The sequence below is a fragment of the Enterobacter sp. JBIWA003 genome, from assembly GCF_019968825.1.
Classification (GTDB): Bacteria; Pseudomonadota; Gammaproteobacteria; order Enterobacterales; family Enterobacteriaceae; genus Enterobacter; species Enterobacter quasiroggenkampii.
In genome coordinates this window covers 3,542,952-3,563,499 of the sequence record NZ_CP074170.1, presented here as the reverse complement: position 1 = coordinate 3,563,499, position 20,548 = coordinate 3,542,952, and the positions used below count along the sequence as shown (strand labels likewise).

Annotated in this window: 18 protein-coding genes and 2 tRNA genes; 10 read left to right on the top strand and 10 right to left on the bottom strand. The window is 52.9% G+C overall.

Annotated elements, in window-relative coordinates; all coding sequences use genetic code 11:
* Positions 1 to 16: 16 nt before the first annotated feature.
* Positions 17 to 409: a YfeC-like transcriptional regulator gene (locus KGP25_RS17020; RefSeq protein ID WP_045909400.1), complete on the bottom strand. Its 393-nt coding sequence runs from the start codon at positions 407 to 409 to the stop codon at positions 17 to 19.
* A 1-nt stretch (position 410) separates the two neighbouring features.
* Positions 411 to 773 (bottom strand): YfeC-like transcriptional regulator, encoded by a 363-nt coding sequence (locus KGP25_RS17015; protein WP_045909399.1) that lies wholly within the window; start codon positions 771 to 773, stop codon positions 411 to 413.
* 217 nt (positions 774 to 990) lie between these two features.
* Here KGP25_RS17015 and KGP25_RS17010 point away from each other — a divergent pair.
* The 3 genes from KGP25_RS17010 (at position 991) to KGP25_RS17000 (ending at position 3,588) form a co-directional block, all read left to right on the top strand.
* Positions 991 to 1,066, top strand: a tRNA-Ala gene (locus KGP25_RS17010).
* Between the two features lie 41 nt (positions 1,067 to 1,107).
* Positions 1,108 to 1,183 (top strand) — tRNA-Ala (locus tag KGP25_RS17005).
* Positions 1,184 to 1,398: 215 nt separating this feature from the next.
* Entirely contained in the window at positions 1,399 to 3,588 is a 2,190-nt protein-coding gene (locus KGP25_RS17000) for an EAL domain-containing protein (protein ID WP_223539335.1), read from the top strand.
* 44 nt (positions 3,589 to 3,632) lie between these two features.
* On the opposite strand, the gene KGP25_RS16995 is transcribed toward KGP25_RS17000, so the two are convergent.
* Complete coding sequence (locus tag KGP25_RS16995; RefSeq protein WP_045909397.1) at positions 3,633 to 4,820, bottom strand: NupC/NupG family nucleoside CNT transporter; 1,188 nt, start codon at positions 4,818 to 4,820, stop codon at positions 3,633 to 3,635.
* Positions 4,821 to 5,168: 348 nt separating this feature from the next.
* Between KGP25_RS16995 and KGP25_RS16990 the strand changes: the two genes are divergently transcribed.
* A complete protein-coding gene (locus KGP25_RS16990; protein ID WP_223539334.1) occupies positions 5,169 to 6,407 on the top strand; it encodes an Nramp family divalent metal transporter in 1,239 nt (412 codons plus the stop codon).
* Between the two features lie 33 nt (positions 6,408 to 6,440).
* On the opposite strand, the gene KGP25_RS16985 is transcribed toward KGP25_RS16990, so the two are convergent.
* Both KGP25_RS16985 and mgrA read right to left on the bottom strand, forming a co-directional pair.
* Positions 6,441 to 6,788 (bottom strand): DUF2502 domain-containing protein, encoded by a 348-nt coding sequence (locus tag KGP25_RS16985; protein ID WP_045909395.1) that lies wholly within the window; start codon positions 6,786 to 6,788, stop codon positions 6,441 to 6,443.
* 127 nt (positions 6,789 to 6,915) lie between these two features.
* Positions 6,916 to 7,914, bottom strand: coding sequence for an L-glyceraldehyde 3-phosphate reductase (gene mgrA / locus KGP25_RS16980; protein WP_223539333.1), 999 nt, complete (start codon positions 7,912 to 7,914; stop codon positions 6,916 to 6,918).
* A gap of 187 nt (positions 7,915 to 8,101) precedes the next feature.
* Here mgrA and ipdC point away from each other — a divergent pair, with 187 nt between their 5' ends.
* Positions 8,102 to 9,760: an indolepyruvate decarboxylase gene (ipdC, locus tag KGP25_RS16975; RefSeq protein WP_223539332.1), complete on the top strand. Its 1,659-nt coding sequence runs from the start codon at positions 8,102 to 8,104 to the stop codon at positions 9,758 to 9,760.
* Here the strand turns inward: ipdC and KGP25_RS16970 are convergent, their stop codons facing one another.
* Complete coding sequence (locus KGP25_RS16970; protein WP_045909392.1) at positions 9,761 to 10,996, bottom strand: ion channel protein; 1,236 nt, start codon at positions 10,994 to 10,996, stop codon at positions 9,761 to 9,763.
* 205 nt (positions 10,997 to 11,201) lie between these two features.
* Between KGP25_RS16970 and glk the strand changes: the two genes are divergently transcribed.
* Entirely contained in the window at positions 11,202 to 12,167 is a 966-nt protein-coding gene (glk, locus tag KGP25_RS16965; RefSeq protein WP_045909391.1) for a glucokinase, read from the top strand.
* 35 nt (positions 12,168 to 12,202) lie between these two features.
* Here glk and KGP25_RS16960 read toward each other — a convergent pair whose 3' ends face one another.
* Positions 12,203 to 12,934: a LytTR family DNA-binding domain-containing protein gene (locus KGP25_RS16960; RefSeq protein WP_223539331.1), complete on the bottom strand. Its 732-nt coding sequence runs from the start codon at positions 12,932 to 12,934 to the stop codon at positions 12,203 to 12,205.
* A gap of 3 nt (positions 12,935 to 12,937) precedes the next feature.
* A complete protein-coding gene (locus KGP25_RS16955) occupies positions 12,938 to 14,644 on the bottom strand; it encodes a sensor histidine kinase (protein WP_045909389.1) in 1,707 nt (568 codons plus the stop codon).
* A 386-nt stretch (positions 14,645 to 15,030) separates the two neighbouring features.
* Between KGP25_RS16955 and alaC the strand changes: the two genes are divergently transcribed.
* Positions 15,031 to 16,269 carry an alanine transaminase gene (gene alaC / locus KGP25_RS16950; protein WP_045909388.1) on the top strand — a complete coding sequence of 413 codons (1,239 nt, stop codon included), beginning with the start codon at positions 15,031 to 15,033 and terminating at the stop codon, positions 16,267 to 16,269.
* Positions 16,270 to 16,321: 52 nt separating this feature from the next.
* On the opposite strand, the gene ypdK is transcribed toward alaC, so the two are convergent.
* Positions 16,322 to 16,393 (bottom strand): membrane protein YpdK, encoded by a 72-nt coding sequence (gene ypdK / locus KGP25_RS16945; protein ID WP_099458937.1) that lies wholly within the window; start codon positions 16,391 to 16,393, stop codon positions 16,322 to 16,324.
* A gap of 358 nt (positions 16,394 to 16,751) precedes the next feature.
* Positions 16,752 to 17,672, bottom strand: a complete 921-nt coding sequence (gene lpxP / locus KGP25_RS16940; protein WP_111967611.1) for a kdo(2)-lipid IV(A) palmitoleoyltransferase — start codon at positions 17,670 to 17,672, stop codon at positions 16,752 to 16,754.
* A 12-nt stretch (positions 17,673 to 17,684) separates the two neighbouring features.
* Here lpxP and KGP25_RS16935 point away from each other — a divergent pair, with 12 nt between their 5' ends.
* The 3 genes from KGP25_RS16935 (at position 17,685) to tssC (ending at position 20,538) form a co-directional block, all read left to right on the top strand.
* The gene (locus KGP25_RS16935) at positions 17,685 to 17,822 is read left to right on the top strand and encodes a hypothetical protein (protein WP_159427010.1); all 138 of its coding nucleotides are present in this window, start codon (positions 17,685 to 17,687) and stop codon (positions 17,820 to 17,822) included.
* A 641-nt stretch (positions 17,823 to 18,463) separates the two neighbouring features.
* Positions 18,464 to 18,961: a type VI secretion system contractile sheath small subunit gene (gene tssB, locus KGP25_RS16930; RefSeq protein ID WP_045909386.1), complete on the top strand. Its 498-nt coding sequence runs from the start codon at positions 18,464 to 18,466 to the stop codon at positions 18,959 to 18,961.
* 32 nt (positions 18,962 to 18,993) lie between these two features.
* Entirely contained in the window at positions 18,994 to 20,538 is a 1,545-nt protein-coding gene (tssC, locus tag KGP25_RS16925; RefSeq protein ID WP_045909385.1) for a type VI secretion system contractile sheath large subunit, read from the top strand.
* The last annotated feature ends 10 nt before the right edge of the window (positions 20,539 to 20,548 follow it).

The following is a 20,548-nucleotide window of genomic DNA, read 5'->3' as shown; positions in this document are numbered from 1 at the left end:
TAACCTGCCGTTTTTTTTATGCCTCTTTTTCCGCGATACCCAGACGTGTAAGAAAACCGTGAATGCCTTCGCGTTTCAAAAAGGCGTCCAGACGCTTCTGTTCTGACGGCGTCATACTCTCCAGCGTCTCTATAATGCCCGGAGACAGGTTTGAAGAGGGGCCATTATAGGCAGACGTGGCCTCCGCGAGATGGTAAACCGCCTGACGGTTGCGGATCGCCGGGAGACTCATTATATGTTCCTTCACGCGTGCATCGACATGAATGAGCCGCGCGCGACCGCCTTTCACGCCGTTGAGCCCTTCGGTTTTCCACCCCTGCTGACGTATCCAGCGATTGACCGTTTGTCTGGCGACGCCCAAACTTTCCGCCAGCTCTTCCGTGGTCATTTTGCTCCGTAATCTTTTCATATCAGTCCCGATCGCGTATCCCTAAACGTTGCAACAATCCGGTGATCCCTTCCCGTAATAACAGCGATGTCATCTGCTTCTGCTCTTCCGGCGTCATTTCATTAGCCAGCGTCAGGAGGAGGGTATGAAGCGAACGATCATGGCTGGTGCCTTCTGGCAGTTCGGACGTTTCGCTTGCCCGACGTGCGCTGCGGATAAAGTCACGGACTTTTTCGTTCACATGTACCAGGCGCGCTTTTCCGCCCTGGACGCCTGGTTTTGGTGACGTAATCCAACCCTCTTTGCGTACCCATTTATTGATGGTCTGGCGGCTATAGCCAGTGAGCAGGGCTAACTCTTCTGGCGTCATTCGTTCCTTGATCATACAATTTCCTGAATATCTGTGGGGTTAATTAACGGCTCATTTTATAGCACCGTTTTACGTGAAAACGTGACAGGCTTAACTCCTGATTACGAGCACGCTCGCAAAGTGATTCATTTGCATGATTTTTCGGCGATCGAACGGCGGTCATTGATTTTGCCGTTGACACTCCGCAGCGGAATTCATATTATGCCGCCCGTCAACATGACAGCTTTACGATGGGGCTATAGCTCAGCTGGGAGAGCGCTTGCATGGCATGCAAGAGGTCAGCGGTTCGATCCCGCTTAGCTCCACCAAACTCTGAACCCAACAGAGTGCGGTCAGTAAAGTCACATGTGGGGCTATAGCTCAGCTGGGAGAGCGCTTGCATGGCATGCAAGAGGTCAGCGGTTCGATCCCGCTTAGCTCCACCAAAATTGTAAACCCTCGTCATATGACGAGGGTTTTTTTTATCTGTTTGTAACGTCCATTACTGCATTTTGTTATCAAAAAGAAGGTATTCCTGTACCTCTCCTCAATCGACATCAATAAACCAGTCTATAAATAGACTTGAACTTGATTCGTGCAATTAATAAACCTATTATCCATCCGGTCAATGATTCGAACGGATAATATATTCCCCAATTTAATGAATAGAAAAACGTATAATAATGTAAAGATATTTATGATTGCCCTGGCACTTTGCCTGATTGCGGTACCTGTCTCCCGTTATCTCTCTCCGCGTGCAATTGTTAATGGTCATGACGTTTATTTAGCATGGTTGCCACTCAGCGTGATGCTGGCGGTAATTTTGATATTTGGGCGCCGGGCAATTCTTCCCATTGTGTTAGGTTTTACTGTCACTAATTTATTTTATGTTAATTTAGCACCGCTACAATATTCAGTTTTGCTTTTCTGTCAGACCTTTGCGCTGTTCGCGGCGTGCGGCCTGCTGCGCCTTATGCTGGGCAAGCGCTGGCGCCACAGCATTCCTAACAAGCACATTGGGCTACGTATATTCTGGCTCGGTTTTATGGTGCCGTTAGGTATTAAGCTGTCGATGTATATGGCAGGCTATTTGTTTGATTTTCCGGTGACTATTTCAACCTATTTTGGCGAAGGAACGGTAATTTATAACGTTGTGGATATTCAAAGCCTGATATGCGCGGGGCTGATTTTTACCATGATGTTCTATTACCCATTAAGAATGATAATTAATCCTCGTTATGCCATCGCCTTCTGGCGGCGAAGCGTGAAGCCCGTGTTTTATCACAAGAATCCATTATATATTTTTGTCTGGCTGATGCTTTTAGGCTTCATTCTCGTCACTTTATGTGGTCCTTTTGAATCACCGGTCATTGCGGGTTATTTGATGCCGCTGATTTTTATTCTTTTTACCTTAGCAATAAGCCGCCTGACCTATGCGTTGATTTCTCTGCTGTGGGCCATCTCAGCGCTCCTGCTGTTGACCTACAACTACAACTTCCTTAACGGGGTGGAATCGGGCCATTCGCTCTCCTTTATCCTCTCCGTGCTGATCTCTTTCGCCATCTGCTTGCTTTACATGTCGCGAATTTACCAGCGCAGCGAGTGGCTGAAGCGGGGCTGGCAGGACAGGGCGCTGACCGATCCTCTTACCGGTTTGCCCAATATTCGTGCGCTGGAGGATTACCTTGAAATCCATCCGGATGCCAAAGTGTGCATTCTGCGCATGGACAATCTGGAGTTTTTGAGCCGCCACTACGGCATTATCATGCGGGTCCACTGCAAACGAACGATCGCCACGTCGCTTCAGCCGCTCCTGCAAAAAGATGAGCTGCTGTTCCAGCTGCCCGGAAGCGAGTTGGTGCTGGTCTTGCTCGGGCCGGAAATTGCTGAACGTCTCCAGCATATGGTCGATCGGCTCAACAGCAATAAGATTTTCTGGAACAACACCGGGCTGGATATTGAGTTTGGCGCGTCCTGGGGAATGGTCGAAAATGGCGAAAAGCTGCATCACACGCTGGGGCAACTGAGCTGGCTGGCAGAACAGGCCTGCGGAGAGCAAAACGTACTCGCGCTCACGAATAGCCTTGAGGCGGCCTCAGGACAGACGACAGAGCGTGTCCTGATGCTGGCGCGAATTAAGCATGCCCTGGAGGCGGGGCAGTTCCATTTGTATGCGCAGTCGATCCAGAAGGCGGACGGAAGTGGGTACTATGAAATCCTGACGCGAATGGAGAGCGAGGGGGAGATTATTACCCCTGACCGCTTTATTCCACTGATTGCGCAGTTCAACCTCAGCCACCGGTTTGATATGTGCGTCATGGAAAAATTACTGGTGTGGCTGCGCGATAACCCTGCAACGCACGCTGGCGCCCGTTTTTCCGTCAACCTGATGCCGCTGACGCTGATGCAAAAAGAGGTGGCGACCGAGATTTGCGCGCTGTTTGAACGGTACGGCGTGGCACCGCAGGCCGTCGTGATTGAGATTACCGAAGAGCAGGCATTCTCCAATTCAGGCTCGAGTATCAACAATATTCAGCAACTGCGGGATTACGGTTTCCGGATCGCCATCGATGATTTTGGTACTGGCTACGCTAACTATGAGCGTCTCAGACGCCTGCAGGCGGACATCATTAAAATCGACGGCTGCTTTGTGAAAGACATTTGTACAGACGACATGGATGCAATGATCGTGCAGTCGATGTGTAATCTGGCAAAGACGAAATCGCTCTGCGTCGTCGCGGAATATGTGGAAACACCGGCACAGCGGGAGATGCTGCTCCGCTTCGGTGTGGATTACCTGCAGGGGTACCTGATAGGTAAACCCAAACCGCTGGAAGAATTGCGGGCATAAAAAAACCGGGAGTCAGGCTCCCGGTTTTTGTTTAACGGTAAACGTTACAGAACCAGTGCCGCAATGGACGCGGACAGGACGCTCACCAGCGTAGAGCCATAAACCAGCTTCAGGCCAAAGCGAGAAACCACGTTACCCTGCTCTTCGTTCAGGCCTTTAATCGCACCCGCGATAATCCCGATGGACGAGAAGTTCGCGAAAGAGACCAGGAACACGGAGAGAATACCTTCCGCGCGCGGAGAAAGCGTGCTGGCAATTTTCTGCAGATCCATCATCGCAACGAATTCGTTAGAAACCAGCTTGGTTGCCATGATACTGCCCACCTGCAGCGCTTCGTGAGCCGGAACACCCATCACCCATGCAACCGGGTAGAAAATGTAGCCCAGAATGCCCTGGAAGGAGATACCCAGCACCGCGGCGAACAGGGCGTTCAGGCCAGAAATCAGCGCAATGAAGCCGATCAGCATGGCGGCAACGATAATCGCGACTTTGAAACCGGCCAGGATGTATTCACCCAGCATTTCGAAGAAGCTCTGGCCTTCGTGCAGGTTTGACATCTGGATATTCTCTTCGCTGGCGTCAACGCGGTACGGGTTGATCAGCGACAGAACGATAAAGGTGCTGAACATGTTCAGAACCAGCGCAGCCACCACGTATTTTGGTTCCAGCATGGTCATATACGCGCCCACGATAGACATGGAAACGGTAGACATTGCGGTTGCCGCCATGGTGTACATGCGGTTGCGGGACATCTTGCCGAGAATATCTTTATACGCGATGAAGTTCTCAGACTGACCGAGGATCAGGGAACTGACGGCGTTGAAAGATTCCAGCTTACCCATGCCGTTCACTTTGGATAACAGGAAGCCAATTCCACGGATCACGAACGGCAGAACGCGGATGTGCTGCAGAATACCGATCAGCGCGGAGATGAAGACGATAGGGCAGAGAACCTTCAGGAAGAAGAACGCCAGACCTTCGTCGTTCATTTTACCGAAGACAAAGTTGGTCCCTTCGTTGGCGAATCCGAGCAGTTTTTCGAACATTTCGGAGAAGCCTTTCACGAAGCCGAGGCCTACGTTGGAGTTCAGGAAGAACCACGCAAGTAAAACTTCAATGACCAGCAGTTGGACAACATAACGAATACGAATTTTTTTGCGGTCTGTGCTGACCAGCAATGCGAGTGCAGTAACGACAACAAGTGCCAGGACAAAATGAAGGACGCGGTCCATATTTGCTCCAAATATGAGGCAGGTTTAATTTTCGTGCACATTCTATGTAACAAGAGAAAAGAAAACGAGATCGAGGACACACTATAGTTACATCCTGTGACGAGTCTCAAAAATAGTGATCCACAATACATTTTTGTTATGTTAGGTAAATGAGTGAAAAGTTAAGTTTATGTGCTAGTCTTCACAAAAGAGTCCGCGATTTGAGTTTCTGTTAGATCGCCCAGCTTACCCGCCCGTCTATCGTTCAAAGCTATCAGAGAAATCACTGCAAACTTTATAAATGATCTTGATAATCATTCTCATTTTGATAGCATTAAACATAGCAAAGGCTATATTTCAGAGGCAGAAATGACAAACAGTCGCGTAGAGGGTAGCAGTGGCAGAGCAGCGCGCAAGTTGCGGTTCGCATTAATGGGACCTGCGTTCATCGCTGCCATTGGTTATATCGATCCAGGTAACTTTGCGACCAATATTCAGGCAGGGGCCAGCTTCGGCTATAAGCTGCTGTGGGTGGTCGTCTGGGCTAACCTTATGGCGATGCTGATTCAGATGCTCTCCGCAAAGCTGGGGATTGCGACAGGTAAAAACCTGGCGGAGCAAATCCGCGACCATTATCCGCGTCCCGCCGTCTGGCTCTACTGGGTTCAGGCTGAAATCATCGCCATGGCTACTGACCTCGCTGAATTTATCGGCGCAGCAATCGGCTTTAAGCTGATTCTGGGCGTGTCGCTGTTGCAGGGGGCGGTACTGACCGGGATTGCCACGTTCCTGATCCTGATGCTACAGCGTCGGGGTCAAAAGCCGCTGGAGAAGGTCATTGGCGGTCTGCTGCTGTTTGTGGCGGCGGCCTATATTGTCGAACTGATTTTCTCACAGCCGAATCTGGCGCAGCTCGCTAAAGGGATGGCGATCCCAAACCTGCCAACCTCGGAAGCGGTGTTCCTGGCCGCCGGGGTGCTGGGGGCGACCATCATGCCGCACGTGATTTATCTGCACTCCTCGCTGACGCAGCATCTCCACGGTGGGACGCGTAAAGAGCGTTACTCCGCCACCAAGTGGGACGTGGCTATCGCCATGACCATCGCGGGGTTTGTCAATCTGGCGATGATGGCAACAGCAGCCGCCGCTTTCCACTTTAACGGTCATACCGGTATTGCCGATCTCGACCAGGCGTATCTCACGCTGGAGCCGCTGCTGAGCCATGCTGCCGCCACGATATTTGGTCTTAGCCTGGTGGCTGCTGGTCTCTCTTCTACAGTGGTGGGTACGCTGGCAGGCCAGGTGGTGATGCAGGGGTTTGTCCGGTTCCATATTCCGCTGTGGGTGCGCCGCTCCGTCACCATGCTGCCGTCATTTGTGGTGATTTTGATGGGGCTCGACCCCACGCGAATTCTGGTCATGAGCCAGGTGCTGCTGAGTTTTGGTATTGCGCTGGCGCTGGTGCCGCTGCTGATCTTTACCAGCGATAAAATCCTGATGGGTGAGCTGGTCAACTCGACGCTGGTGAAACGGACCGGGTGGGCCATCGTGGTGGTGGTCGTGGCGCTGAACCTGTGGTTGCTGATTGGCACAGCGTTGGGGCTGTAAAAGAAAAAGGAGCCATGAGGCTCCTTTTTGCTGTTAGTCGTGGCCGTGGTGACCATGTCCGTGACCTTTGCCGCGACCCCAGCCGCCGCGACGGTCGTCACGATCCCGCCAGCCTTCACGGTAACCGCGCTCATAGGCGCTGTCTTTATACCAGCCGCGGTGTCTGCCGTTATCATGTTTCCACCAGCGGTCGCCGCGCCACTCATAGTGACGATGCCAGTAATCACGGTCGCGCCAGTAGCCGCCGTCCCAGTATCTGCCGTAGTCGTCACGATCGCCAATTTGTAATTTTACTGATGGCAACAGGGTGATTTCGCCCGCAGTGGCGATCAGCGGCGCCGAAGCCAGTAATACCGCTGCAAGAATCAGTGACCTGAACATACTCTTTCTCCTTCACGATCGGGGCCTTTGTTGGGCCTGTTAACGCAATTTTACGAGTTGGTAAACCTTCGTATCATCGCCTCAACTCCGAATTCGCGGGTGAGAGCACTTTTTGCTAAAAGCGGTGTTATTTTGAGCTGCTGAGGATCGCGTCTATGCGAGCCAATTCTTCCTCTGAGAAATGGCGGTTTGCCAGCATCCCCACGGCGTCATCAATCTGAGCCGTTTTACTTGCCCCAATCAGCACCGACGTCACTGCCTCATGGCGTAATACCCAGGCCAGCGCCATCTGGGACAGCTTCTGGCCGCGACTTTCTGCCAGGGCATTCAGCTTCCTGACTTTTTCCAGTTTCTCTTCGGTGAGCTGATCGGGTTTAAGGAACTGACTGCCGCTTGCCGCGCGTGAGTCTGCAGGAATGCCGTTCAGATAGCGATTGGTCAGTTGCCCGCCAGCCAGCGGCGAGAAGGAAATACAGCCGACCCCTTTTTCCTGCAACACGTCCAGCAGTCCCGCTTCCGGCGCACGTTCAAAGAGGGAGTATTTCGGCTGGTGGATCAGGCAGGGCGTCCCGAGGTCATTAAGGATATCAATCGCCTGGCGAGCCAGAACAGCCGGGTAGTTGGATAATCCGACATACAGAGCCTTCCCCTGACGCACCACATGGTCAAGCGCTTTCATGGTTTCCTGCAGCGGCGTTTCCGGATCTGGCCGGTGATGATAGAAGATATCCACATACTCCAGCCCCATGCGCTTCAGGCTTTGATCGAGGCTTGCCAGCAGATATTTGCGCGATCCCCAGTCGCCGTACGGACCCTCCCACATGGTATAACCCGCTTTGGTTGAGACGATCAGCTCGTCGCGCCAGCGCAGGAAATCCTCCTGCAAAAGACGGCCGAAATTACGTTCGGCGGATCCGGGAGGCGGGCCATAGTTGTTGGCAAGGTCGAAATGCGTAATGCCCAGATCGAACGCACGCTGTAAAAGTTGACGGCTGTTTTCGATAAGGGTGGCGTCACCAAAGTTATGCCACAGCCCAAGCGAGATGGCGGGCAACCTGAGCCCGCTTCGTCCGCAGCGGCGATACTCCATTGTCCCGTAACGATTTTTGTCCGGCTGATAACCCATTTTCGTAACCTCTGGCGCTGAAGTGAAAAATCAGTGTATGCGTTTACATTTACCTGAAAAAAAGCAGCATAGCGCAGCCTTTTTTGTAAAGCATTCTTTCCATGTCCTTCTTATCGCCAATTCTGGACACCCATCACGCTTATTTAATACTCAAGGTGAGGTCAAAACATTAGAAGGATACCTGTTTATGCGTACCCCATACTGCGTCGCCGATTACCTGCTGGACCGTCTTACAGATTGTGGAGCCGATCATCTGTTTGGCGTGCCGGGCGACTATAACCTGCAGTTTCTCGACCATGTAATAGACAGCCCGGATATCTGTTGGGTGGGCTGTGCCAACGAATTAAACGCCTCTTACGCCGCTGACGGCTATGCCCGTTGTAAGGGCTTCGCCGCGCTGCTGACGACATTTGGCGTAGGAGAGTTAAGCGCCATGAACGGCATTGCGGGCAGCTACGCCGAGCACGTTCCGGTCTTGCATATTGTGGGTGCGCCGGGGATGGCATCACAGCAAAGAGGTGAGCTGCTGCACCATACGCTGGGCGACGGTGAGTTTCGTCACTTTTATCATATGAGCGAGCCGATCACCGCTGCGCAGGCGATCCTGACCGAACAAAACGCCTGTTATGAAATCGACCGGGTGTTAACAACCATGCTCCGGGAGCGTCGCCCCGGCTATCTGATGCTGCCTGCAGACGTGGCAAAAAAAGCCGCCACCCCTCCTGTAAACGCTCTCACGCTCCGGCATACACATGCCGATAGCGCCTGCCTGAAAGCATTCCGGGATGCTGCAGAAAACCGGCTTGCCAGGAGCCAGCGTACTGCGCTGCTGGCCGATTTCCTTGTCCTGCGCCATGGCCTGAAGCATGCGCTGCAGAAATGGGTCAAAGACGTGCCGATGGCACACGCCACCATGCTGATGGGCAAAGGGATATTCGACGAGCGTCACGCTGGTTTTTACGGCACCTACAGCGGTTCGGCGAGCGCTGGCGCGGTAAAGGAGGCGATTGAAGGGGCGGATACCGTACTGTGCATCGGCACGCGATTTACCGATACCCTGACCGCCGGCTTCACGCATCAGCTCACCCCGGCGCAGACGATAGAAGTACAGCCTCATGCCTCACGCGTTGGTGATATCTGGTTTACCGGCATCCCCATGCTTCAGGCAATCGAAACGCTGGTGGAGCTGTGCAAACAGCACGTGCACGAGACGCCCGTGCCGTCCTCTCAAAGCGCGATGGCCTACCCGCAGCCGGATGGCTCGCTGACGCAGGCGAATTTCTGGCAAACGCTGCAGACGTTTATTCGTCCGGGAGACATTATTCTTGCGGATCAGGGCACCTCGGCCTTCGGCGCGATCGACCTTCGTCTGCCGGCTGATGTGAATTTTATCGTCCAGCCGCTGTGGGGATCGATTGGCTATACGCTGGCGGCGGCATTTGGCGCACAAACGGCCTGCCCGAACCGGCGCGTGATTGTCCTGACGGGGGATGGCGCGGCGCAGCTCACCATCCAGGAGCTCGGCTCGATGCTGAGGGATAAACAACACCCCATCATTCTGGTCCTTAACAACGAAGGGTATACGGTGGAAAGAGCGATCCATGGGCCTGAGCAGCGGTATAACGATATTGCGCTATGGAACTGGACGCAAATCCCGCAGGCACTGAGCCTTGATCCCCAGGCCCAGTGCTGGCGGGTCAGTGAAGCGGAGCAGTTGGCGGACGTCCTTGAAAAAGTGGCGCACCACGAGCGGCTCTCTCTGATTGAGGTGATGCTGCCGAAAGCCGATATCCCACCGCTGCTGGGTGCGATCACCAAAGCGCTGGAAGCGCGCAATAGCGCCTGATTATTTGTCGTTTCGCCAGGCCATCATCATCGGTTTGCCCGCCAGCAGGAGCCAGGCGGGCAACATCACGATACAAAGCAGAGGGAAAAGCGTCGAATCCGGTACGACGACCGCCGCCATAAACAGGCTTAGCCACGCGTCTCGCGTGACCACCAGAACCAACCCCAGAATAGAACAAGAGACGGTAATCGCCGCCGGGACCGCATCGACATGCTCGTGCAGCATCAGCCCCAGCGCGACGCCGACAAAGACCGCCGGGAAGATGCGTCCACCACGGAAACCGCAGGCGGCCGCCACCACCAGCGCTGCCAGCTTGATCACGGCAAACAGCAGATAGTCGGAGACGCTAAATATCTGGCTGAAAGCCAGCTGCTGCATCTCGTCCAGCCCTTTAAACAGCGTCACCGGCCCGCCGATTGCGCCTAAAATACCGAGGATCAAACCGCCAGCTCCCAGAATTAACACCGGGTGTTTGAGTCGATGCATCAGCCGGTGCAGACGTGGAAGACACCATACTGCCACCATGCCCAGCGCAATGGCGATGGCGACGACGATGGCGCCGCTGAAGATATCGGCGATTTGCATCTGGCCGTAGTGGGGCAGGGAGAGTGAAAAATGGGGATGGAAAAACAGGCTGGTGGTCAACGCCCCGGCGGCGGCGGCCATCAGCGGAGCAAACAGTTTATCCCAGAGCGGGACATCGTTATTACTGCTGAGCGTCTGCGAAAAGATCAGTGCTGCCGCCACGGGCGTGCCGAAAAGCGCCCCGATGGTGCCTGCTGAGGCGAGAATGGTCCAGTCCAGCGCGCCGACGCGGGGCAAAATGCGTGAACCGAGAAAAACCGCCAGGCCAATATTCACGGCCATAATCGGATGCTCTGGCCCCAGGCTAACGCCGCCGGCCAGACCGAGAATCAACGCAATAATCAGCCCCGGCAGTGCCGAAGGGGAAACCGGGGCACCAATCAGCGGTTCCTGCGCCGGGTCTGGTCCAGCATGGCCGGGACTGAAACGGATCACCAGGCCCACCGCAATACCGGTTAACGTCAGCATCCCAACGATCCAGGCAGGAGAGTCAGCGGTGACGCCCAGTCCTGCAGGAAGCGCGTTCCATAATAGTGTTTGCAGCACCGACGCGACTTTCATCACGACGATGAGCACCAGACTTGAAACCACGCCAATGATGAGCGCCGGAATGGCCAGCAACAGCATGGTTCTGGCTCGCGGGTGGAGCATGATGATTTCCTTGTACAAAACGGTATGACGTTACTTTGCACATTAAGCCTTATGGCAATAGTGCAAAAGGTGCTGAAACGGTAAAGTTATTCTGTGACGAAGATCGATAATCCATGGGCATTCACCTTCCGGTCGTTGTTGTTATCACGCCTTGAATTTACAGTGTCCCAAAGATTTATTCTGACTTTAGCGGAGCAGTAGAAGAATGACAAAGTATGCTTTGGTAGGTGATGTGGGCGGCACGAACGCGCGCCTCGCATTATGCGATGTAAGTAGCGGTGAAATTTCCCGGGCGAAAACCTATTCCGGGCTGGATTATCCAAGTCTTGAGGCCGTTGTCCGCGTCTATCTGGACGAGCATCAGGTAAGCGTCGAAGATGGCTGCATCGCCATTGCCTGTCCGATAACCGGCGACTGGGTCGCCATGACCAACCATACCTGGGCATTCTCCATCGCCGAGATGAAAAAAAACCTCGGCTTTGCGCATCTTGAAATCATCAATGACTTCACCGCGGTGTCCATGGCGATCCCGATGCTGAAGTCTGAGCATCTGATCCAGTTCGGTGGCGCTGAGCCGGTCGAAGGTAAGCCGATTGCGGTTTACGGGGCCGGTACCGGTCTGGGCGTTTCACATCTGGTGCATGTTGCTCAGCGCTGGGTGAGTCTGCCGGGTGAAGGCGGTCACGTTGACTTTGCGCCAAACAGCGAAGAAGAGGGCATTATCCTCGAAGAATTACGCGCGGAGATCGGCCACGTCTCCGCCGAACGCGTGCTGTCAGGACCGGGGCTGGTGAACCTGTACCGGGCGATTGTGAAGTCGGACGGTCGTCTGCCGGAAAACCTGCAGCCGAAAGACGTCACCGAACGCGCGCTGGCGGACAGCTGCATTGACTGCCGTCGTGCCCTGTCGCTGTTCTGCGTGATTATGGGACGCTTCGGCGGCAACCTGGCGCTGACGCTGGGCACCTTCGGGGGCGTTTATATCGCGGGCGGCATTGTGCCGCGCTTCCTCGACTTCTTTAAAGCCTCCGGCTTCCGCGGCGGGTTTGAGGATAAAGGGCGCTTCAGAAGCTACGTGCAGGACATCCCGGTTTATCTGATCGTGCACGATAACCCAGGCCTGCTGGGGTCGGGTGCCCACCTGCGTCAGGTTCTCGGTCAGATTCTCTGATGCATGACCCTCTCCCTCGGGAGAGGGTTTTTTCGTTACAGGTGCATAAGCTGGCGGAACTCTTTCACCTTGCTGCGGCTCACCGGCACCTGAAAATCCAGATCCTTCAGGCGCAAGATATAGGTGTTGTTAAACCACGGTTCGATCTCGCGGATCTTGTTTAAATTCACGCAGAACGAGCGGTGGCAGCGGAAAAAGTGCGACGCAGGCAGCTTGCTGCAAAACTCGGTGATGTTCATCGCCATCACGTAAGATTCCCGCCGCGTATAGACAAACGTCATCTTTTCATGGGCTTCGGCATAGTAGATATCATTGACCGGCGTCACGATGATGCGCTCGTCTTTGACCAGATTAATGGTGTCGTTTTCCCGTACCGTTGGGCTGGCGCTTGCAGGGGCGGTCTGCTGCTGCCATGCGGCTTCCAGCTTTTGCAGCATGCTGACAATCCGCGACTCCTGGTAAGGCTTAAGGATATAGTCAAACGCTTCAAGCTCGAAGGCCTCTACCGCGTGCTCTTTCCATGCGGTCACGAACACAATAAACGGCTTATGGGCAAACTGATTGATGTTTTGCGCCAGCAATACGCCATCCAGCGACGGAATGTTGATATCCAGGAAGATAGCGTCGACCCGGTTATGCTGCAGAAACGTCAGCACGTCCAGACCGTCATCAAAGGTGCCCACAATCTCCATCTGGCTGTGGGTGTTGATAAGCCAGGTTAGCTCCTGTTGAGCCAGGATTTCATCTTCTACGATGATGACTTTCATGGGTTACTCCACCTGGGGCAACAGTGATGTTGTTGAATGAACGGGAGTGCGCTCGTTCGGGACGTAAAAAGCAATTTCGGTGCCCGGTTCAAGACGCTGAATGTGCAGCCCATCGCCGTAAAGCAGCTTGACCCGGTGATGCACGTTCAACAGGCCGATTTTATTTCCGGGCATCTCGTTAGACTCCACGCGCTCAATAACTTTTGGATCAATGCCGTGGCCGGTATCGCGCACCGCAATACGCACGCGGTTGCCGCTTTCGGTGACGCTGATGGTGACGACGCCTTTGCCTTTACACGGCTGAATGCCGTGAACAATCGCGTTTTCGACCAGCGGCTGGATAAGCAGGCTCGGGATCACGCAGTTGACCTCTTCATCAATATCGTAAATGACCGTGAGTTTGTCGCCAAAGCGCGCCTGCTCAATCGCGATGTAGTCTTTGATCTGATACAGCTCTTTTTTGATGTCGATCTGCTCGTCATCTTTTAGCTCGATGTTGTAGCGCAGATAGCGCGACAGGTTAAAAATCAGCTGTCGCGCGGTGTCCGGATTAAGACGTATGGACGAGGAGATCGCGTTCAGCGCGTTAAACAGGAAATGGGGATTGATTTTGCTCTGCAGCGCGCGCAGCTCTGCCTTATTTGCCATCTCACGCAGCTGTTCTGCACGGGAGACTTCCAGCTGGGTGGAGATAATCTGCGACAGGCCAATCGCCATCTCCTGGAGCGAGGAGGTGATCTGATGCGCGTGACAGTAATAAATCTTCAGGGTGCCCGTCACGACGCCTTTCTCCCACAATGGGATCACCAGCATCGAGTGGATTTCCGGCGTTCGGTGGGCTTCATCATTATTTTTAATGATGATTTTACCGTAGTTGATCGCCTGTCTGGTGGTTGGGCTGATGGTGTCATCGTTGTCGCGATAGTTGTGTTCCCCGACGCCAACGTAGGCCAGCACGTGGTCAATGTTGGTGATGGCGACGGCGTCTGCGTGGATGTCGTGGCGGATAATCTCGCAGACCTGACGCAACGACTCCGCGTTAACGTGGCGAAAAAGCGGCAGCGTTTTGTTGGCGATATCCAGCGCCAGCTTGGCCTGACGGGCGGCGCTGGCCTCTTTTTCCCCTTCAACGCTTTGCACCAGCAGCACGATAAAACCGATGCACACGCTGCCCAGGATCATCGGAATCCCGATTTTCGAGACGATATCCAGCCCCAGCGCGGTGGTCGGGGCCCAGACGACGACCAGGATCATGGTCAGCGTTTCGCATACCATGCCTGCGACGATCCCTGCGCGCCAGCGCTGTTTTTTCGGGATTTTGCGGCTGATCCAGCCGGAGAGCACCCCGGCGATAATGCTGGTAATAAAGCAGGGCACCGCCGTGACGCCGCCGATATCAATCAGGTAGCGATGGGTTCCGGCAATCACGCCGGTGATAACGCCCACCCACGGGCCAAACAAAATTCCGCCGGACATCACGGCGATAATGCGCACGTTAACCAGCGAGCCCTCTACCGGCACGCCTGACCAGGTGCTGAACAGGGCGAACAGCGAGAAGATGGCGGTAACGGCCAGCAGCTCTTTTGGCGAGTGGGCGGATTTGTGCAACAGCTCGCGAAACAGGCGAATGCGGATGAGGAAGAACAGGCAAATCAGCATTAATGCCGCACGGTCAAAAACCGCCAGCAGCATAGTGAATATTTCGTGCACGAGTAGACCTGGGAAAACGGGAAAGAACCATGATAAAAAACCTGACGCGTATTGACCAGCTATCCGTCAGGTTTATCAAATGAGGAAAAACCATAATTCTTAAAGGGGATTGTCCGGCGGTCACGGACACGGCCTGATTTTTTATAGCCAGCGTATCGTCAGGTAACTGTTTTGATATCATCCTGTTAAATAACGGCTATCAGAAAGCCAACCCTCAAACAGGGGCTTCCGCTTTTTAGCACTGCCGGGTTCCGGTTTTCAGGCGATCGCTTTTTTTTCATTTCCCTCTCGACAGCATGATTTTTTTCAGGTTATTTTCTAAGCATGCCACATCGGTGGCAGCGTCGCTCGGACGGTCCGGGCGCTAACGTTAATCTGAGGAATCTATGGCTGAATTCAGTCCTGAACGCCGTTTTACGCGTATCGATCGTCTCCCCCCTTATGTTTTCAACATCACTGCTGAACTGAAAATGGCTGCGCGTCGGCGCGGCGAAGACATTATCGATTTCAGCATGGGTAACCCTGACGGCCCAACGCCACCGCATATCGTTGAAAAGCTCTGCACGGTTGCCCAGCGTCCGGATACGCACGGCTACTCGACCTCTCGCGGTATTCCCAGATTGCGTCGCGCGATCTCGCGCTGGTATCAGGATCGCTATCAGGTTGATATCGATCCGGAAAGTGAAGCGATTGTCACCATCGGCTCGAAAGAGGGGCTGGCACACCTGATGTTGGCCACGCTGGATCATGGTGATACGGTGCTGGTGCCTAATCCAAGCTACCCGATCCACATTTACGGCGCGGTGATTGCCGGGGCGCAGGTCCGTTCCGTTCCGCTGGTGGAAGGTGTTGATTTCTTTAACGAACTTGAGCGTGCGATTCGCGAAAGTTATCCGAAACCGAAGATGATGATCCTCGGTTTCCCGTCAAACCCAACCGCCCAGTGCGTGGAGCTCGATTTCTTCGAGAAAGTTGTCGCCCTGGCTAAACGTTATGACGTGCTGGTGGTTCATGATTTAGCCTACGCTGACATTGTTTATGACGGCTGGAAAGCGCCTTCAATCATGCAGGTTCCGGGCGCGCGTGACGTGGCGGTCGAGTTCTTTACGCTGTCAAAAAGCTACAACATGGCAGGCTGGCGTATAGGTTTTATGGTGGGTAACAAAACGCTGGTGAGCGCACTGGCGCGCATTAAGAGTTACCACGACTATGGTACCTTCACGCCGCTACAGGTCGCGGCTATTGCTGCCCTGGAGGGCGACCAGCAGTGTGTTCACGAGATTGCCGCCCAGTATAAGCGCCGCCGTGACGTGCTGGTAAAGGGCTTGCATGAAGCGGGCTGGATGGTGGAAATGCCGAAGGCGTCTATGTACGTCTGGGCAAAAATTCCGGAGCCGTACGCGGCGATGGGATCGCTGGAGTTTGCCAAAAAGCTGCTGCAGGATGCGAAGGTGTGCGTATCACCGGGCATTGGCTTTGGTGATTATGGCGACACCCATGTGCGATTTGCACTGATTGAAAACAGCGACCGCATTCGTCAGGCGGTGAGGGGCATCAAGAGTATGTTCCGGGCCGACGGCCTTCTTTCGTCGAAGAGCGTGGCTGAACATCCCGCGTCGACATGACATAAAAAAACAGGAGCCTATGGCTCCTGTTTTTTTGACTGCATGTTCTTCACTAGATCATCAGGGCAAAGGTTCCGGCCCAGACTAAAACAATCACCGAAATGCCCATAAAGAAATATTTCACGTTTCATCGCTCCGCGTATCTTGTGGTACGCATTTAAAAACAGAGTCCACCTGATTATAGAGAACTGAAATCCGGTCAAAACGGAAATGAGAATTTTCCCGTTACGCCGCTCACTCCAGCTCAGAATTCTGTGCTTTCCTGTTGCCAGACGGCGCTAATGTACGCCTAAAAATGAGGGGTGACAAGAGAGATTTTTTTAAATAATTTCCGGTACTTACGAGTGTCGTGGAACGGCGACAGTTTGATTTCGCATTGCAATAAATTCACTTTGGGCGACGCAATGAAAGACGATTTCTCATCGGGATGACAGGTGATTGAAAAGGTTAGTTTCTTAGCGAAACTAACCTTAATGAAAGGCTTAAATATAGAGCGAGGCTTCGCCAAGAGGGCGGGTTTTGAAACGACGATGCATCCACAGATACTGCTCTGGCGCACGCATGATTTCAGTTTCGATGACTTTATTGATAAACGCCGCGGCTTCGCACTCGTTTTCCGGATAGTTAGCCATTTCAGGAGAGATGTGCAGACGATAGCCTGATTTATCTGCTTTTCTCACCATCGTTACGGTCAGCATTGAGGCGCCTGACAAACGAGAAATGACAAAGGTGCCGTTAGTCGTCGCAACATCTTTAACCGCAAAGAAAGGCGCAAAGCTGCTGCCTTTACGTCCATAATCCTGATCGGGTGCAAACCAGACGGCTTCACCTTTCTTCAGGGCACCGACCATACCGCGCAGATTGTTACGGCTGATCATCGCCTTATTGGAACGCATGCGGCCACGCGTCTGGACCCACTCCATCAGCGCACTGTTGTGTGGTCGATAGGTCGCCATCATTGGCTGGCACAGGCCCATCACGCGGCCACCCAGTTCCAGCGACATAAAGTGAACGCCGACGACCATCACGCCGCGTTTTTGCATCTGCGCGCGTTGCAGGTTATCCAGTCCTTCTACATCAAACCACTTACGGACACGCTCATCCGGCCAGAACCAGGCCATGCCGGTTTCAAGCAGCGCCATGCCGATAGACTTAAAGTTTTCAGCGATGAGCTTCTCGCGCTCTTCGGCATTGTACTGAGGAAAGCAAAGCTCAATATTTTTCCGCGCGATCGATTCGCGACGTTTCAGGAAGACGCGCGAAGCGCTGCCCAGTTTCGACCCCAGCAAACGCAGTACAGGGTACGGAAGTTGAACCAGCAGCCAGAGAACGCCAAGACCAAACCATGTAAACCAGTAACGCGGGTGTAAAAACGCGCGTTGAAATTTGGATTGAGACAAAATAGTGAAACCTATGTGAAGCCTGTAAAGGTAGCGCAGAGTTTGCGATACGACGTGCCGATAAGACCGTTCTTCAAGGTGATGGTTGCAGGCTTTACCGAACTTTACGGCGTTGCCTGGCCACTGCTGATTTGGGCGGGCGGCGTAATGTAGCACCGTTATACGATATGTGCTATTACTCGTTTTTGATTAAAAAAGCGGCAGTTCGGAAGGTGATTGATTTTACAGATTTTATAGGCAGTCGCATGAAAGCGCCTTTCCTGCCTGAGCGGAAGGCAAAAGCGTTAGCGTTCAGAGGGAAGGCGTAAAGAAAAAAAAACGGTATTGTTGATTTGCGCCAAATTAAACATTTACGCCTTTATTTATTCCTCCGCATAATAAATAAGAAATTTCTTCGTGAAAATTCTTAAGTGTTATTCATACCATCAATGGAATAGCCATCTGCTATCATCCATTTCTGTCTTCTTTTAATCGTGCCGCAATAAGATATTGTCGTTCTTTCGCGCTTTTTGACGTTATGCTGTGATGCAAATCAAAACATGATGTTTTTATAAACATCTCTCTGGCTACAACCCCTTCTGCGATACAAATATTCGATTTGTGCGAAAAGAGCAGTTTCTTTTCCTGATTTGGTTGTCCTATTTACGATAATGTTTTAGAGGAAAATTCTTAAGAAAATTCTTGTATCGGATTAATGATCTGTGTATTTGATTTTGTTTCGATCATTATTCTATTATTGCGCATCAAGAACGATACCGTGAAGTTGGCATAGCAAAACAAAGAGGGATGATTAGATGGCTGACAGTTTTCAGAATGAGGTGCCTAAGGCACGTATTAACCTGAAGCTTGACCTGCATACTGGCGGAGCAAGCAAGAAAATGGAATTACCCTTGAAATTGCTTGTTGCGGGTGATTTCAGTAATGGGCAGGAATCTGCGACAATATCTGAGCGCGAAAAGATTAACATCACCAAAAATAATTTTGACAGCGTTCTTTCCGAATATTCCCCAAAAGTTAACCTGGCCGTTAAAAATACGCTGTCTGACGATGGTGGTGAGGACAACATTCAGCTGACTTTCCAGAGCATGAAAGATTTCACGCCAGAGCAGGTGGCTGCCCAAATTCCACAGCTGAAGGCGATGCTGGCAATGCGCAACTTGCTCCGCGATCTGAAAGCCAACCTGCTGGATAACCAGACTTTCCGAAAAGAGCTGGAAAAAATCGTTCTTGACCAGTCACTTAGTGCTGAGTTGCGAAATGAACTATCCGCACTGGCTTCAAAAAAACCTTAACCATCATGCTGTTTTAACGGATTAATCAAGGAATGCTCATGTCTGTACAAAATAATACTGCTGGCGGGGAAAGCGTGGTGCTGGAACGCCCTGCTGTGGGTGGGGTATACGCTTCACTGTTTGAGAAAATCAATCTGAACCCAGTCTCCGAACTGAGCGCGCTGGATATCTGGCAAGATGCGCAGGCGATGTCGGATGCGACCGCTGACGAGCGTCTCACCGCAGGTATGCAGGTCTTTCTGGAATGCCTGACCAAGGCAGGCTCGAAGGTCGAAAAACTGGATAAAAGCCTGATCGATCACCACATCGCTGAGCTCGATTACCAGATAAGCCGCCAGCTCGACGCCGTTATGCACCATGAAGAGTTTCAGGCGGTTGAGAGCCTGTGGCGCGGCGTGAAGTCGCTGGTTGATAAAACAGATTTTCGCCAGAACGTGAAAATTGAGCTTCTGAGCATGTCTAAAGAAGACCTGCGCCAGGACTTTGAAGACAGCCCGGAAATCATCCAGAGTGGTCTCTATAAACACGCCTACATTGATGAATACGATACCCCGGGCGGCGAGCCGATTGCGGCGCTGATTTCCGCTTATGAGTTCGATGCTTCAGCGCAGGATGTCGCTCTGCTGCGCAACATCTCTAAAGTATCTGCGGCTGCACATATGCCATTTATCGGCTCGGCAGGCCCGAAATTCTTCCTCAAGGAGTCCATGGAAGACGTCGCGGCGATTAAAGATATTGGTAACTATTTTGACCGCGCGGAGTACATCAAGTGGAAATCGTTCCGCGATACGGACGACGCTCGCTACATCGGTCTGGTGATGCCCCGCGTACTAGGACGTTTACCGTATGGCCCGGATACTGTTCCGGTTCGCAGCTTCAACTATGTTGAAGAAGTCAAAGGTCCGGATCACGACAAATACCTGTGGACGAATGCGTCGTTTGCCTTCGCGTCCAATATGGTGCGTAGCTTCATCAATAATGGCTGGTGTGTACAAATCCGTGGCCCGCAGGCTGGCGGTGCGGTTCAGGATCTGCCTATCCATCTGTATGACCTGGGTACCGGCAATCAGGTAAAAATCCCGTCTGAGGTCATGATCCCTGAAACGCGTGAATTCGAGTTCGCGAATCTGGGCTTTATTCCTTTGTCCTACTATAAAAACCGCGACTATGCCTGCTTCTTCTCAGCCAACTCCGCCCAGAAACCGGCGCTGTATGATACCGCAGATGCAACGGCCAACAGCCGCATCAACGCCCGCCTGCCGTACATCTTCCTGCTGTCGCGTATCGCCCACTACCTGAAGCTGATTCAGCGCGAGAACATCGGTACCACCAAGGATCGCCGACTGCTGGAGCTTGAGCTGAACACCTGGGTCCGCAGTCTGGTGACCGAAATGACCGATCCGGGCGACGAACTTCAGGCATCTCATCCACTGCGTGATGCAAAAGTGGTGGTGGAAGATATTGAGGATAACCCGGGCTTCTTCCGCGTGAAATTGTATGCGATTCCGCACTTCCAGGTGGAAGGGATGGACGTCAACCTGTCGCTGGTTTCCCAGATGCCGAAAGCCAAATCCTAAGGCGAGGGGA